The organism is Thermodesulfatator autotrophicus (assembly GCF_001642325.1).
GTDB lineage: Bacteria > Desulfobacterota > Thermodesulfobacteria > Thermodesulfobacteriales > Thermodesulfatatoraceae > Thermodesulfatator > Thermodesulfatator autotrophicus.
Map to the genome: position 1 here is coordinate 1 of NZ_LSFI01000006.1, position 13,433 is coordinate 13,433.

The 13,433-nt window shown below is 46.3% G+C and carries 16 protein-coding genes; 9 read left to right on the forward strand and 7 right to left on the reverse strand.

Annotated features, from left to right (window positions below; genetic code table 11):
• Positions 1-97: 97 nt before the first annotated feature.
• The 6 genes from TH606_RS01845 to TH606_RS12040 form a co-directional block, all read right to left on the reverse strand.
• The gene (locus TH606_RS01845; RefSeq protein WP_068541000.1) at positions 98-1,924 is read right to left on the reverse strand and encodes a PKD domain-containing protein; all 1,827 of its coding nucleotides are present in this window, start codon (positions 1,922-1,924) and stop codon (positions 98-100) included.
• The gene (locus TH606_RS01850) at positions 1,921-2,142 is read right to left on the reverse strand and encodes a hypothetical protein (protein ID WP_068541001.1); all 222 of its coding nucleotides are present in this window, start codon (positions 2,140-2,142) and stop codon (positions 1,921-1,923) included. Before TH606_RS01850 ends, TH606_RS01845 begins: the two co-directional genes overlap by 4 nt.
• Before the next feature lie 69 nt (positions 2,143-2,211).
• A complete protein-coding gene (locus TH606_RS01855; RefSeq protein WP_197460486.1) occupies positions 2,212-2,610 on the reverse strand; it encodes a VPLPA-CTERM sorting domain-containing protein in 399 nt (132 codons plus the stop codon).
• On the reverse strand, positions 2,534-2,905 hold the full coding sequence (locus TH606_RS11630) for a hypothetical protein (protein ID WP_068541003.1): 372 nt from the start codon (positions 2,903-2,905) through the stop codon (positions 2,534-2,536). Before TH606_RS11630 ends, TH606_RS01855 begins: the two co-directional genes overlap by 77 nt.
• A 433-nt stretch (positions 2,906-3,338) precedes the next feature.
• On the reverse strand, positions 3,339-4,733 hold the full coding sequence (locus TH606_RS01865) for a response regulator transcription factor (protein ID WP_197460487.1): 1,395 nt from the start codon (positions 4,731-4,733) through the stop codon (positions 3,339-3,341).
• 259 nt (positions 4,734-4,992) lie between these two features.
• A complete protein-coding gene (locus TH606_RS12040) occupies positions 4,993-5,079 on the reverse strand; it encodes a hypothetical protein (protein ID WP_331710687.1) in 87 nt (28 codons plus the stop codon).
• A gap of 338 nt (positions 5,080-5,417) precedes the next feature.
• Between TH606_RS12040 and TH606_RS01875 the strand changes: the two genes are divergently transcribed.
• The 9 genes from TH606_RS01875 to TH606_RS01915 all read left to right on the forward strand — a co-directional run bounded on the left by TH606_RS01875 (position 5,418) and on the right by TH606_RS01915 (position 11,816).
• Positions 5,418-5,864 carry a hypothetical protein gene (locus TH606_RS01875; RefSeq protein WP_068541006.1) on the forward strand — a complete coding sequence of 149 codons (447 nt, stop codon included), beginning with the start codon at positions 5,418-5,420 and terminating at the stop codon, positions 5,862-5,864.
• Complete coding sequence (locus TH606_RS01880) at positions 5,833-6,072, forward strand: transposase (protein ID WP_231887721.1); 240 nt, start codon at positions 5,833-5,835, stop codon at positions 6,070-6,072. Before TH606_RS01875 ends, TH606_RS01880 begins: the two co-directional genes overlap by 32 nt.
• 133 nt (positions 6,073-6,205) lie before the next feature.
• A complete protein-coding gene (locus tag TH606_RS01885) occupies positions 6,206-6,598 on the forward strand; it encodes a hypothetical protein (RefSeq protein ID WP_068541008.1) in 393 nt (130 codons plus the stop codon).
• A gap of 2 nt (positions 6,599-6,600) precedes the next feature.
• The gene (locus tag TH606_RS01890; protein WP_068541009.1) at positions 6,601-8,280 is read left to right on the forward strand and encodes a CTP synthase; all 1,680 of its coding nucleotides are present in this window, start codon (positions 6,601-6,603) and stop codon (positions 8,278-8,280) included.
• Positions 8,264-8,899, forward strand: coding sequence for an RsmG family class I SAM-dependent methyltransferase (locus TH606_RS01895; protein ID WP_068541010.1), 636 nt, complete (start codon positions 8,264-8,266; stop codon positions 8,897-8,899). The genes TH606_RS01890 and TH606_RS01895 overlap by 17 nt, the downstream gene beginning before the upstream one ends.
• 56 nt (positions 8,900-8,955) lie before the next feature.
• Positions 8,956-10,020: a hypothetical protein gene (locus TH606_RS01900; protein ID WP_068541011.1), complete on the forward strand. Its 1,065-nt coding sequence runs from the start codon at positions 8,956-8,958 to the stop codon at positions 10,018-10,020.
• On the forward strand, positions 10,017-10,544 hold the full coding sequence (locus TH606_RS01905) for a YeeE/YedE thiosulfate transporter family protein (protein ID WP_068541012.1): 528 nt from the start codon (positions 10,017-10,019) through the stop codon (positions 10,542-10,544). Before TH606_RS01900 ends, TH606_RS01905 begins: the two co-directional genes overlap by 4 nt.
• 1 nt (position 10,545) lies before the next feature.
• Complete coding sequence (locus TH606_RS01910) at positions 10,546-11,070, forward strand: YeeE/YedE thiosulfate transporter family protein (RefSeq protein ID WP_068541013.1); 525 nt, start codon at positions 10,546-10,548, stop codon at positions 11,068-11,070.
• Positions 11,067-11,816 (forward strand): dihydroorotate dehydrogenase electron transfer subunit, encoded by a 750-nt coding sequence (locus TH606_RS01915; protein WP_068541063.1) that lies wholly within the window; start codon positions 11,067-11,069, stop codon positions 11,814-11,816. Before TH606_RS01910 ends, TH606_RS01915 begins: the two co-directional genes overlap by 4 nt.
• Here the strand turns inward: TH606_RS01915 and hisF are convergent.
• Positions 11,813-13,408 (reverse strand): imidazole glycerol phosphate synthase subunit HisF, encoded by a 1,596-nt coding sequence (hisF, locus tag TH606_RS01920; protein WP_068541014.1) that lies wholly within the window; start codon positions 13,406-13,408, stop codon positions 11,813-11,815. The two genes, TH606_RS01915 and hisF, sit on opposite strands and share 4 nt — an antisense overlap.
• Positions 13,409-13,433: the final 25 nt, after the last annotated feature.

The window sequence follows — 13,433 nt, forward strand, 5'->3', positions numbered from 1 at the left end:
GGGTGACTGTCAGATAAAGTCTAAACTTTTATAATCTTTTCCCCTCCTTATCCAAAGTACAAAGGGGCCCTTAAGGCCCCCTCTTTTCTTTCCCTCTTTACATGGGCGTTTGCCCGCCGGGTGACACAACCAGTTGCTCTATCCTTATGCCGAAGTCGAGGCGCCTTCTCTGGAGCTCGAAGTTCACCCGGAGGTCTTCGAGAAGTTCTCCAGCAGAAAGACTTTCCCCTTCAGGCACGATGATGAAGTAGGGGTTTCCGTCTTCCGTCACCCCATCTGGTGTAAGACCAACGCCTTCTATGGTCTTGACCGGGATGGTGGGGTCTTCGATCACCATGCGGATTGGGCCTGACAGATCCTCGCCAGAGGTGTTCTCCACGTCTATGAGCACGAAGAAGGCCCGGTGGATGCGATCATACAGGGTGCGGGAGCGGTTGGTGGTGACCATCTCCGTAATATCCTGCCAGGTTGGAGTGGCTGCCTCGTTCACGCTCACTGTCACAGGGTCAGAAGTGGTTGAGCCTTCGGCCTCGTCATAGGCCGTGCAGGTGGCGTTGTAGGTGCCGGGGTTTTCATAAGTGTGGGAGAATGTGCCATTCGTGGAGGTGGCAAGCTCGCTTCCGTCTCCGAAGTCAACCTCGTAGGCCACGACGCTTCCATCGGGGTCATGGGCCTGGCAGGTGAAGCTCACCTCGAGGGGGGCCACGCCTTCGGTGGGATCGACCGTGAAGGAGTCGATGACAGGGGGCTGATTGGGCGGCTCATAGAAGCATTGTTCATTAACATCTATTTCAGGTTCAATAACGGTGAGATTTGTTTCGGCAGGAGAAACAGGCTGTGCCCACTTGGTTGTCTGCAGGGGAATACCTCCGCCTCCAGCAAAGGTCTGGGCTTCGGTATCTTTGCCCAGGGGGCAGGATGGAATACGGCCCTCCTGATCAAGCTTAAAAACCCAGAAATCCGCGTTATCTCCAGATGTGTGGCCGGCAACTACGTAGCCTCCGTTACTAAGAGCCACAACGTCATAACCATAATCACCCTGATTCTCCGAACCATACGCCCTCTGCCAGACAATCTCACCAGAGGAGGAGAGCTTGAGCAGCCAGAGATCCGCCGACGGGCCAAAAGAATCAGTATAACCTGCCACGATAAAACCACCCTCCAGGGTTTCCTGTACGGCATAAGCGCCATCATCTCCAGAGCCACCATAGGTCCTGCTCCATACCAGGCCGCCATCGGCGTCAAGCCTGATAATCCAGGTATCCCTATGGGTGTCATCCGAAACTTGATGGGTGGCGGCAATCACATAGCCGCCGTCCGCGGTCTGCCTCACGGCCTGGGCCTCATCCCAGGAGAAATAACCGCCGAACTCCTGACTCCATTCCGGATAGCCGTTTTCATCGAGTTTCAGCACCCAAATATGATGCCTCCAGACCCCGCCGGCCCCGAAAAACTGGGTGTAACCAGCAACGATATAGCCGCCGTCACGGGTCTGTTGCACCGCATAGGCGGCTTCCTCCGTGGGGTCGTAGCTGTAGGAAGACTCAAGACGCTTGCTGTAAAGATGTTGCCATTGGATGGCACCGGTTTGAGAAAGTTTCATGATCAAGAGATCACTCAAGCCACCAGGACTGGATTGGACTTTCCCGGCCACCACATAGCCGCCGTCCGCGGTCTCCTGTACAGAGTAGGCACAGGCGTGCTTGTATTGGCCAGCGCTAAAACCTTTCTGCCACAAAATATTCCCGCCCGCGTCGGTCTTGATGACTAGGATATGATCTTCATGGCTGCTGCTAAAGGAATTGGTCTTCCCTACAATGACATATCCGCCATCTCTTGTCTGATTGACATCGTAAGCACGATCTACCTGGGGGCCTTCGTATAGCCTTTGCCACTCAGGATTTCCCTCGGCATCAAGCTTCAAGAGCAGGATATTGTCTGAACCATTGCCGAAAAATACGTCCAGCCGGCCACGATGAAACCGCCATCGCTGGTATGAGAAACGGCCTCGGCCTGGTCGTAAGCGATGCCTCCAAATTTCTTGGCCCAGTAGGCGGCTTTTGCCGCCGTGGGGGTTATGTTGATAAACACCAGAATCAAAGAAAAATAGAACAAGAGATATCTTGGTACAAAATTTGGCATCACTCCCTCCTTTTTAAAGCCAAAAGATCCTGTAAAAGGGCGAGAAGAAGCCCTTACATGGCTCTTTATTTAGGACCTAAAGATCTTCTTTCTCACAATCCCCAGGCCCGCAAGCCCGGAAAGGAGCAGAACCATACTTGCAGGCTCAGGTACAGCGGCCGGGGCGTGCTGGTTAAAGGAGATGTTGTCGATGTCAAGGGTGTCACTTGTGTTCCAATCCACGTCCCAAAGGGAGAAGGCGAGCTCTACGTCCTGGCCGCCCCATGTCTGGGCAAAGCTCGTGATGTCCTGGGTGACCCAGGTGCCGGCAAGAAGGTCCGTGTCGGAGACCCCGGCGAGGAGATCGAGAGCGGTATTTCCACCGATATCTTCAAGGGTCACCGAGAGCCCATCATAATCGCTGTCCGTGGGATCCCACTGGATCCAGAAGGTGATGTCCATGGTGTAGCCCGGAATTGAGAGAGTCAAGGGTGAAGTCCTGATAGAGGGTGCTCTGCCAGTAGGTGTCATCAAGGCTTATCTCGGCGACCCAGTCAAAGTTCAGATCAGATGACTTAAAGAGGGTAAAGTGGCTGTCTGAATCCGGGTCTACATATACAGTATTTATATTAATATCGATAAGTTCTCCACTCCATCCTGTAAAATCCCCGGTCTCAAAATCCCCATTTTGAAAGGGGGTAGCCTTGGCCTTTACACCTAAGCCCAGTAAAAGAAAACCCACCAGCAAAACCATAAAAAGAAACCTTGTCCCTAAAAACCTCATCACTCTTCCTCCTTTCTTGTTTTTTTGCCGGGAGCAATCGGCCTCGCAATGACCTTTTCCCGGGTAAAAACCATTAAGGGGACAGGCCAGGGGGCCTGTCCCCACGGCGCTTTTTCAGGTTATGACCTTTTCCCGGGTAAAAAGCTCCCGTTTATAAAACGGCTCTAGCAAAGGGGGTGCCAAAACAAAGGGTTAAAAAAATAGCTGAAAATAGCAGACTTAGACGAAGGGAGAAAAAACGACCTGAAAAAAACCTTATAAAAGGAAAAATTTTTTCTCAGCAGGTAAATGAGACCAAAAGGGTTTACGTGCTAAAATTTAGCGCACTCAAAGTAAAACGCTAAAAAAGAATTGCTAAGAAAATATTTCCATAAACAGGAAAATTTTTTTATAAACCTTTTGTAAACCTCGAGGAAAAAAGAAGGATTACGGGTTATTGAGAAAAATGATCGTGTTCGAATTTACGGAGGAGGTCTTTTTTCCCTTTTACGCCCAATTTTTCATAGATACGGTTACAAAAGGTCTTTACTGTCCCCAGCGCTAGATCCAGTTCGTTAGCAATGTCCTTGAGCTTGTAACCTTTAAGAAGCAGGGCAAAGACTTCCTTTTCCCGATCTGAAAGGAGGTCTTTCGGGAAATTTTCCGTGGGAGGAATCGGGCCCTGGGGCTCCTGGGAAATATATTTTTGCGCTTCAAACGTGATCCCTTGGGAGGCTTTTTGATCAGTGGTAGCCGGAAATTTTCCGTGCCCAAGATTTTGACTGTCGGTCTTACCAAGGCCAGAGGGTAGGGCCTTCATTTCTCTATCTACCCCAGATCTTTCTAAGAGATAGCGTGAACAAAATATGGCCGGTATTATGGTGGCAAACAGAGACGCAAGAGCCCATTGATATTGCTGTAAAAAGTTTGTCGAAAATTTTATCTGAAATATGATTCCTAATATAATCGCCAAGGGATACAGGGCTAAACCTATCATGCCCTCCAAGATACTTCCAGAATAATAAAAAAGATAAGCAAGAGAAAATACGTCTGCTAGGCCAAAAGAAGCTTCTATAGAAGCAAGAGAAAACAGGGAAAAGTGTGACGAAGGAAACTGCCATACCAGGCTAAGACCTATAAGTACCACCACCAACGGCGGAAAGAAACGAAAGAGAAACTTCTCTCCCAAGAGGGCCAGGCCAATGCCCACCGTGTAGGCCAAAAGCGAGATAAGGTCAAAGTACTTTTGGGGGAAAGAAAGACCCAAATTGAAGAGAGAGGTATAATAAAGCCCGCCTAACGCATAAAATAAAAGAAAGAATAGCCAGAACAAATAAAGTCTTCCCGTTGGAGAAAAAGAAAGGTTCGAACCAAATTTTTTGGGCCTTTCTACTTTCCAACCCGCCAAAAAGAGGGCTAAGAAGGCCAGAGATATAGGGAGAGGAACCAGCTTAAGAAGATAGAGAAGGATATTGCCCCAAATTATACCTGAACCAATAGGCAAAAGAATATCTTTAAGGGTTCGCCCGTGAGCCAAAATAAAAAGATGCAAGATCAAAGGACCAAATAATAGCCCGAGCAAAAGAAAAAGAAATTCGTTCTGCTTCCAGATAAGGAGGGCGACTAAAAGTCCTTCTATAAACCAGGTTTGTGAGGCTATCTTTTCCTTGCGCCAGAGAAAGATACCGATCCCAAGGCCTAAGATATTCCCTGTCAGGAAATAGAGAGCGTACTTTAGGCCATGAGAAGGTAAAAGCCCCTGCTCCAATCCCACCCCCAGTAGGAGTACAGAAAGGAGGACAAAACCGCGAAATAGAGAGTCTTTCCAAAAGCGGAAAAATAGGTCCACAGACTCTCCTCCCCTTTTTCGGAATAGCATAAAGGGGCCTTTTGGTCAAAAACTTTGGCTATCTTTTAGCATGTTACAAAATTTATAAGCCGACTGGGAATAAAGATGACCCTTTTGATCTCATATCTTCAAGATGGTGTTTTACTTTGGAGCTTTCAAGCGCCGCCTCCTTGACGGTGGCCTCGCCTGTTCCGACTGGCACCTGTATCTCTCTATTAAGCTTCCGTTATCCTGAATAGCGATGGTAACTTCTTCGACCTTAATCAGCTTCAAGCCAGGGGGCATTGGCTATAAGGCCTTCTTTCCCTAAAGCTTCCCAGAGTTCTTCACAAATATGCAGAGCCACTGGTGAAAGTAAAAGTAGGCCGGCGTGATGAAATGGTAAAATAGGGCCACCGGGAAATAAACTCTCATAAGGAGGTGAAAGGGTGGCCCCAAAACAATTAACTATGAATATTTCTATAACCCCTTTGAAATTCCTTTAGGCAAGATCTCATTGGCCGCTATAGAAGAAGCCGTTCGTGAAAACCTAAAGGAAGCAGGTCGCCTTATGATAAAGCTTTCCTGGAAGCTCTCCAGGAACGGCTTTTATTCATATTGCAAGCCTCGTATCCTGGAAAATTCGTCAAAAACGGGCGGCATGGAAGAGAGCGCCTCTTCAATACAATATTCGGGAAGATCCAGGTGACCAATCGTCAGCTTCGAGATAAAGAGACGGGAAAGACACTTAGGCTTCTTCCATTAGCCGTGGATTTTCGTTCCCAGAAACGTTTTTCTTTGGGAGCTTTACGTTCCGCTATAAGGCTTTCAGTACTTAACTCTTTTCGGCAAGCAGCCCAAGAAGCAAGATACGAGATAGGAGCTGAGACACCCTCCCATACCACGGTTTATCGGAATTTTCGGGATATTTTTGATGGTAATGAGATTTCGTTTAGAAACCGGGAATTTCGTTATCTTATGGCAGATACGATGAAGATTTGTCTTCAAGCAGGGCGAGGGTTAGACGGAGGGTGGGCAGAGGTGAGGGTAGTTTTGGGAGCCCAGAGGCCGGAAGGTCCGTGGACCCCCCCCAGAGGTAAAGGAATCGGGGAAGAGGAAGATGGTAAGCAAGATAAGCAAGAAAGGGGATAGCAGGCTGAGGAGATTACTATTTATGGGGGCGCTTAGTGCGGTAAGGAGCAAAGAAGGTAGATTAAGGGAATATTACGATAAACTGGTAAAGAGAGGAAAACTGAAGAAAGTGGCCTTGATAGCATGTGCCCGGAAGTTATTGATATACACCTTTTACAATTACAGAAAATGGCAGGAAAAATGGCAGATGGAAGCTCAAAGTGCTTGACAAAAACCACAGTATCTTGCGAGCCCCGTTAGGGACGAAGCAATCTCAGAGACTGCTTCGTCGCCTCCAGCAAACCCAGGGCGGTTCATTCATCTATTGAACGATTCTTTTTTGGCTAATATAGTGTAAAGGCGTGAGAGGATTTTCGCGCACACTTATTTACGTCTTATTTGTTATAGTTATTGTCTTTTTTCTTTCATTGCGAGCTCAGAAATCGCAAACAGTAGAACTATTTCGTGCCCCTTTGACCTCTTTCAACCATATTTCTGGAGAGGTAACTTTCAAGCGCCGAGGCGATAATTCAGAATATGTAGTCATCAAACTTAAAGAAAACCCTCCTTTTGAACTTATAGTCCTTGTAGTTGAAAAAGATGGAATATCTAGAGAAATTGGCCGTTTCTCGGGAGCCACTTTCATTTACACTTTGCCTAGAAATATAAAGTTTGAAAAACTCAAAAAAGTAGAGTTGCGTTCCAGCGAGACCGGGCGTATTTTGGCGGAGACATATTTGACCAATAAGGAGTAAACATGGGGCGGAAACAAAAATTGCACACCAAATTCATATTTGTGACCGGTGGAGTTCTCTCGTCTTTGGGTAAAGGCCTGGCAGCAGCTGCCATAGGCACTCTTCTTGAAGCCCGGGGCCTTACCATCACCCTCCAGAAACTTGACCCTTACATAAACGTTGACCCTGGCACCATGAACCCCTTTCAGCACGGCGAAGTTTACGTTACAGATGACGGCGCCGAAACTGACCTTGACCTTGGCCATTACGAAAGATTCACCTCAGCCAAAATGGGCCAGAAAAACAATTTCACCTCAGGGAAAATTTACTACTCGGTTATTATGAAAGAACGCCGCGGTGATTATCTTGGCGGCACGGTGCAAATCATCCCCCATATAACTGACGAAATTAAAGCCTCTATCCTTCAGCTAGCAGGAAATGATGTTGACATTGCCATCATTGAAATAGGAGGCACTGTGGGCGATATTGAAGGCCTCCCTTTTCTTGAAGCCATAAGGCAGCTCCGCTATGACCTTGGCCGTGAAAACACTCTTTACATCCACCTAACCTATGTCCCTTATATAAAAACCGCTGGTGAACTTAAAACCAAACCCACTCAGCACAGTGTCAAAGAGTTGCGGGCCATTGGTATTCAACCAGACATACTCCTCTGCCGCACTGAACGCTTTTTGCCTCCAGAAGTAAAAAGAAAAATTGCCCTTTTTTGTAATGTTGATGAAGACGCCGTTATCACCGCTAAAGACGTAGAGTGTATTTATGAAATCCCGTTAATTTTTCACAAAGAAAAACTGGACGAAAAAATAATAGAGCTGCTAAACATCTGGACCAGAGAGCCTCGCCTTAAAGTCTGGGAAGAATTGGTCTATCGCCTTAAAAACCCCAAGCACGAAGTAACCATAGCCGTGGTGGGGAAATACATACATCTTAAAGACTCATACAAGTCTTTACATGAAGCCCTGGTTCACGGCGGAATTCCTTCGCGCACTAAAGTAAACATTCGCTACCTTGACTCTGAAGAAATAACTCCTGAAAATATAGGTGAATTACTTGACGGTGTACACGCTGTTTTAGTCCCTGGAGGTTTTGGCTCTCGCGGGGTAGAAGGCAAGATTCAGGCCATCAAGTTTGCCCGTGAAAACAAAATTCCCTTTTTTGGTATTTGTCTAGGCATGCAGCTCGCCGTAATAGAATTTGCCCGCCATGTAGCCGGACTAAAAGAGGCTGATTCTACAGAATTTAACCCCAACACTCCGTATCCGGTGATTTATCTTATGCGTGAGTGGTTTAATTTCCGCACCCAGAAAGTTGAAGTGCGCGATGAAACCACGGAAAAGGGCGGCACCATGCGGCTTGGGGCTTATCCATGTCGCCTGCTTGACGGAACTTTAGCCAAGGGAGCCTACCAGCAGGACGAAATATTTGAACGCCATCGTCACCGTTATGAATTCAACAACGAATTTCGCGATATTCTTACCGAAAAAGGCTTGGTAATAAGCGGGGTATCTCCTGATAACGAGCTGGTGGAAATTATTGAACTACCTAAAGAAAAACATCCCTGGTTTCTGGGGTGTCAATTTCACCCGGAATTCAAGTCCAAACCCATGGCTCCTCACCCACTTTTTGTGTCTTTTGTAAACGCAGCCCTTGAACAGGCTCAAAAGATAGATGAGGAAGCAGCCTGATATTTCCTGGGAAGAAGGTTTTGTCTGGCTTAAAGACAGACTTGAAAAACACAACATCTCGCTTGAGCTGAAAAGTTTTTGGCCAGAACTTAAAGCCTATTTAATAGCCTTTGCTCGAGAAGCAGAGGCCTTAAACCTCACCGCGGCTAAAAGCCGTTTTGACTTGCTTGCTGGCCCGGTTTATGAAGCCCTTTTTCTGGCCAAGCAACTACCGCCAAATATAACCTGTGCCGACCTGGGAACAGGAGCAGGTTTTCCGGGCCTAATTGTTAAGATAGCAAGGCCTGACTTAAAAATTTACCTGGTAGAAGGTTATGCTCCTCGGGTGCACTTTATGGAAAAAGTTATTAAAAACCTAGGACTTAAAGAAGCTTTTCCCTATCTTTGTCATCTCGGCTTCAAAGATTGCTCCCTCAAAGTCCCCTTCACCATAGCTCGTGGTTACGGAAACCCGGCCAAGTTTGCCAAACACAGCCGAGAAATCTTTAAGGCTACGCAGGGGTACTATCTCTGGCGCAAAGATGTAGAGAAAGGCTCACTTGAGAAACTTCCCTTAAGACCTGTTTACAGTTTGCCTGTCCCCGAAAGACTGGTTGATTTGCTCGTCTTTTACTTTTGAGTTGCCATCTTTAAAAGTGTGCTCATATTTTAGTTAAAAGCTTTAGGAGGCAACCTATGAGCATTGAATTCCGCCGAGAAAAATATATCAAAACCTTTCACAATCCATTAAATAACTTTGCTCCTGAACCTCAAGAAGTTGAGTTAAGATTTGACCCATTGCTCAATCATTTCGCCGTATTTAATCCTGCCCTGGAAGACAAGGCCAGACTATTTTTTGGCGCTCAAGACTGGGAGCTCGTAAAAAAGCTTGCAGAAGCTTCAAAGGAACAATGTTTTATGTGTCCGCCCAAAGTGAGAGAAGTTACGCCCAGGTATCCAGAAGATTTTATCCCTGACGGACGCCTTGTACGCGGAGAGTGCACTCTTTTTCCCAATCTTTTCCCTACAGCACCAAGGCATGCGGTTATTGCCGTGGGTGAAGCCCACCTCCGGAAGATAGATGAATTTGAACCAGGCCTTCTGGCAGACGCCCTTTATCTCGGCCTTGAATTTTTACGCCTTTGTTTTGAGGAAGACCCGACCATTCGTTTTGGACTCCTCTGTGCCAACTATCTCCTGCCAGCTGGGGCCAGTTTGGTGCACCCTCATTTTCAGGTGGTAGCTGCCAAGGAGGCTTTCCCCAGACAAAATGAGTTATTGAAGGCAAGCCATGCTTACTACTTGCGTCACGGCCAAAACTTCTGGGAAGAGCTTTGTGTCCATGAAAAAGAAAAACAGGAGCGCTTTATAGGACAACAAGGAAGAGTGGCTTTTATGGCCAGTTTTGCTCCTCTTGGCGGAAACGAAATCCTTGCGGTTATAGAAGGAACAAAAGGTCTTCCTGAAATAACTACCGACGATGTGTTAGATTTAGCACGGGGTTTAAGCCTGGCCCTTAAAGGTTATGATAAAATGGGTTACGGCACGTTTAACTTTACTTTGTTTTTGCCTGCCCTTGATGAAAGGGCTCCTTATTTTACACCTCACTTGCGCCTGATTACCCGGCAGAACCTTTACGAAAACTACCGTACTGATGATTATTTCCTGCAGCGCCAGCTGGGGGCTGAGCTGATAATCACTCCCCCTGAAGAAATGGCCAAAATTATGCGTCAAATCTTTGCCCAAGGAGGAAACAAATGAAAAACGGCTGGTCTCCATATTTAGGAGGAGCTTTAACGGGCTTGCTTTTGATAGCCTGGGTTCTCTCAACCACTTTTATTTTGGGAAAGACCAAAATGCTTGGAGCCTCAACGGCCTTTGTGCGGGTGGCTGCCCTGGTGGAAAATCAAATTAACCCTCAGGCCGTAAAAACTTTAGCTTATTACCAAAAATACAAGCCCAAAGTTGACTGGAAACTGGTTCTGGTTTTCATAGGGGTTCCTATAGGAGCATTTTTAGCTGCTGTTAAAAACAAAGAATTTAAAGTGCGAATGATTCATGAACGTTTCCAGAGGGCATTTGGTAAAAACCAAGTTTTGAGAGCAGCTATGGCTTTTATGGGAGGTTTTCTCCTGGTTTACGGAGCCCGTCTGGCAGGAGGCTGCCCCAGCGGGCATGGCCTTTCAGGAATGTCTCAACTCTCGCTTTCAGCGTTTATCAGTGTAGCTGGTTTTTTTATAGGAGGCATACCTTTAGCTTTCATCCTTTACAAAAGGAGGCGGTAAAATGGAACTCATAATGGGCCTTATAGCCGGTATTATCTGGGGCTATATATTCCAGCGCACTAGAATTATCAGGTTTGACAAACAAGTAGGCCTTCTCCTGTTAGAGGATTTTACCGTACTTAAGTATTTGCTTTCAGCGGTTATGGTAGGAAGTTTAGGGGTTAACCTCCTGGCTCAACTGGGAATAATTACATATTCTGTAAAAACTACTTATCTTTTAGCTAATTTTTTGGGCGGTCTCATTTTTGGCCTGGGTTGGGCCCTTTTAGGCTATTGCCCCGGCACCTCTACAGGAGCACTGGCTGAAGGAGCTATAGACGCTTTTTTCGGTATATTAGGCGGGATACTGGGAGCCATTGCCTTTGCCCACACCTATGATTGGTGGAAGGCCAATATTTATCCCATTGGTGCCCTTGGCAAAGTCCGGATTCCAGAGTTAATTTCTATGCCACCAATTTTAGTAGCCGTAGTGTTTGCAGCCATGCTGGCTGTTATTTGTTATTTTCTGGAGAAAAAGAACCTGTGAACCTATTCACCGTTAAAGAAAATCGCAAACTCTCTCAGAGATATCACCTTTTAATACTGGAAGGGGAACTAGAAAATCCTCTTCCAGGCCAATTTGTAATGGTACGAGCCTGGCCCGGTTTTGACCCGCTCCTTGCACGCCCCTTCTCAATTCATGACCACGAACCTGACAAACTTAGTTTACTTTTTGAAGTTAAAGGCCGTGGAACAAAATTGCTGGCTGCGCTTGAACCCGGTGCAAAGGTAGAAGTCCTAGGGCCTCTCGGGCAGGGCTTTCCAGAAGTAAACAGCGGTGAAGTTATTCTGGTGGCAGGAGGCATTGGCATTGCTCCTTTTTTCTGGACAGCCAAAAAACTCAAAGAAAAAGGCCTGCAAATAAACCTTTTTTACGGTGCAAGGACCAAAAATGATTTTTTGCGTTTAAAAGAGTTTGAAGACTTGGGAATATCTTTAAATCTTTCCACCGAAGACGGAAGTCTGGGGTTCAAGGGTTTTGTTACTGAGCCTTTAAAAGGCTATCTCCATGAACCTGGGGAAAAAATTATTTTTGCCTGTGGGCCTATGCCCATGCTTTCCGCGGTAGCCAAGGTGGCTAAAGATTTGGGAGTTAGGGCCTATGTCTCCCTTGAAGCCCATATGGCCTGTGGCCTGGGCATGTGCTTAGGTTGTGTGGTTAAACGCCAGGAAAGGGGCTATCTTCACGTCTGCAGCGAAGGCCCGGTGGTGCCAGCTGAAAGAGTTTTCTAAAGGAGTTCCTCTCTAAAAATAGGCCTTATTTCTATCCCCTTTTCTTTTAAATAACATTTAACCTCTTCAATAGAGACTTCTTTACGATGAAAAATGCCAGCAGCAAGAGCGGCTTCCACCCCTGTTTTGGTAAATACTTCGTAAAAGTGTTCAGGGGAACCTGCTCCACTTGAGGCAATAACCGGGATAGAGATCGCTTCTTTCACCGCTTGAATAAGCTCTATATCAAAGCCGAGATTAGTGCCATCGCGGTCAATACTATTTAGGAGAATTTCTCCAGCGCCAAGTTTTTCGCACACCTTGGCCAGGGTTATGGCGTCAATATCTCGCCCCTCGCGGCCGCCTTTTATGGTACACTGGAACCAGCAATATTTTTCTCCATTTGGACCGGGTATTTCAGTTTCAATTACTGGATGCCTGGTCTTTTCAGGAGAATCTACATAAACCCGGCGTGGATCAATAGAAATAACCACGGCCTGGGCTCCATAAACTTTAGAGATTGTCTCTATTGAGCTCTGGCCAGTAGCCTTTCCTGTGCGCAAATATTCTTCAACAATCAATACCGCATCGCTCCCAATTGAGACTTTATCAGCTCCAGAACGAAAATATTCAGAAGCTACTTCAAGGGCCGAATAAAACCTTCCGTCTCGGTCAGTAAAATCACGGATCCCTCCACCAATGGTAAGGGGAACAAAAACATTTTGGGATGTGAGGCGTAAGACCTCAAGCATGGGGAGGTCTTTTAACGGGAAGTCGCGAAAGCCTGTAATATTGAGAAAAGTTATTTCATCGGCGCCTTCAGTATAGTAACGCCTGGCAAGCTCTACAGGTTTACCAAGATTGCGCACGCGGCCTTTTTCGCGCACGTCATATTGGTCTCCTTTGGTGACCACTAAATCTCCCTCATCGTTGGTGCGTACATCAAGACAGGCCACTATTCTTTTGGCCAGCCTGGTCTTGGATGGAATGAATTTGGGTTTTACCGCAGGCTTTTCAAGCTCTAAAAAATTTTTAAGGATTTTTAAACCTACCTGGCCGCTTTTTTCCGGATGAAATTGGGTGGCTATAATGTTTCCCTTTTCAATGGCACTAACAAACTCATAACCATAATCAGTGGTGCAAAGGACAATATCAGCCTCCTCTGGGACTATATGATAAGAGTGAACGAAATATAATTTTTCTTCACCTGATAACCCCTCAAAAAGCCTTGAAGGCTTCTGGGCTTTAATACCATTCCAGCCAATATGGGGCACAGAAAGATTGGTATCAAATCTTTTTACATATCCTTTAAAAATGCCCAGACCTTTAACTCCTGGCGCTTCCTCAGAGTACTCAAAAAGGGCCTGAAGCCCGAGACATATTCCTAAAAATGGCCTATTTTCTTGAAGATAACGTTTTAATGGCTCGTAAAAATCTTTTTCATGGAGGGTATTTATTAAAGAAGAAAAATTACCCACCCCAGGAAATATGAGTTTTTCAGCGGAAAGGATATCTTCTGGTTTTTCTACGAATTTTACCTTTTTCCCAAGGCTTTCAAGGGCATTAACTACACTTCTAACATTTCCGGCACCATAGTCCAAAAGAGTAAGCATAGCCTCTACCTCCTGGACCTTAAGC

Coding starts and splice junctions, on each gene's coding strand:
- TH606_RS01895 (WP_068541010.1), top strand. CDS start 8,264: ATGAGGAAGCAGCCTGATATTTCCTGGGAAGAAGGTTTTGTCTGGCTT.
- TH606_RS11630 (WP_068541003.1), bottom strand. CDS start 2,905: ATGAGGTTTTTAGGGACAAGGTTTCTTTTTATGGTTTTGCTGGTGGGT.
- TH606_RS01905 (WP_068541012.1), top strand. CDS start 10,017: ATGAAAAACGGCTGGTCTCCATATTTAGGAGGAGCTTTAACGGGCTTG.
- hisF (WP_068541014.1), bottom strand. CDS start 13,408: ATGCTTACTCTTTTGGACTATGGTGCCGGAAATGTTAGAAGTGTAGTT.
- TH606_RS01850 (WP_068541001.1), bottom strand. CDS start 2,142: ATGCCAAATTTTGTACCAAGATATCTCTTGTTCTATTTTTCTTTGATT.
- TH606_RS01890 (WP_068541009.1), top strand. CDS start 6,601: ATGGGGCGGAAACAAAAATTGCACACCAAATTCATATTTGTGACCGGT.
- TH606_RS01910 (WP_068541013.1), top strand. CDS start 10,546: ATGGAACTCATAATGGGCCTTATAGCCGGTATTATCTGGGGCTATATA.
- TH606_RS01880 (WP_231887721.1), top strand. CDS start 5,833: ATGGTAAGCAAGATAAGCAAGAAAGGGGATAGCAGGCTGAGGAGATTA.
- TH606_RS01900 (WP_068541011.1), top strand. CDS start 8,956: ATGAGCATTGAATTCCGCCGAGAAAAATATATCAAAACCTTTCACAAT.